Origin of the sequence: Methylobacterium nigriterrae, assembly GCF_037106235.1 — a bacterium.
GTDB lineage: Bacteria > Pseudomonadota > Alphaproteobacteria > Rhizobiales > Beijerinckiaceae > Methylobacterium > Methylobacterium nigriterrae.
This window is the reverse complement of the sequence record NZ_JBAWTG010000433.1, coordinates 1-870: the sequence shown is the minus strand read 5'-3', so window position 1 is coordinate 870 and position 870 is coordinate 1. Positions and strand designations below refer to the sequence as shown.

General features: G+C 64.9%; 1 pseudogene. It reads right to left on the bottom strand.

Going from position 1 to position 870, the window contains the following annotated elements:
• Positions 1–22 precede the first annotated feature (22 nt).
• A pseudogene (locus WDW90_RS37595) lies at positions 23–732 on the bottom strand (IS5 family transposase).
• Positions 733–870: the final 138 nt, after the last annotated feature.

Below are 870 nucleotides of genomic sequence, written 5' to 3'. Positions count from 1 at the left end.
CTAGGCTGTGGTGAGGATTTAACTATCTGAGCCAGATGCTGATGGCTGCGAGGGTGACGAATCCTATGAAGTTGAGGAGCAGCTTGTCGTAGCGGGTTGCGACGCGCCGGAACTGTTTGAGCTTGGCAAAGCAACGCTCCACCAGATTGCGCTCCTTGTAGAGGATGCGATCGTACGCGTGAGGCCGGCGCCGGTTGGGCCGTGGCGGGACCACTGGGACCGCATCAGCCTCCAAGACGGTGTCGTGGAAATGCTCGGCATCGTAGGCGCGGTCGGCGATGACATGGCCGCAGGCGAGCCCCTCGATCAACTCGGCCGCGCGCAGCACCTCGCCCTGCTGACCCGGTCCGGCCAGCAGGCGCACCGGGTTCCCGAGCGCATCGCACACCAGATGGATCTTGGTGCTCAGGCCGCCGCGGGAGCGACCCAGGCCCTGGGCATCAAATCCCCCTTTTCCCGTCGCGCGCCCGCCGCTTGGGCATGCGCGCGCACGACAGTGGCATCGAGGCAGACCCATTCCAGATCCGCCTCCTCGGCCAGGGCAGCCAGGATGTCGGTGAGAACGCCGCGGGCCATCCAGTCGTAATAGCGCCGCTTGACCGTTCCGGTCTTGCCGAAGCGTTCGGGCAGATCCTTCCAGCGCCCGCCGGCGCGCGTCATCCAGATCAGGGCGTCGAGGAACAGGCGGTTGTTCGTGCGCGGGCCGCGCTTGCCTTTGCAGCCGCCCGGCATCAGCGGCGCGAGGCGAGCCCACTGCTCATCCGTCAAAGCGTCCGGGTCAGGCTGGAATGACAAGGCAGCTCTCCCAAAAAGCAGCCTTGAATCAGATCTCGCCTCGACCCGGTAGACCCAAATCTTAAATCCTCACCA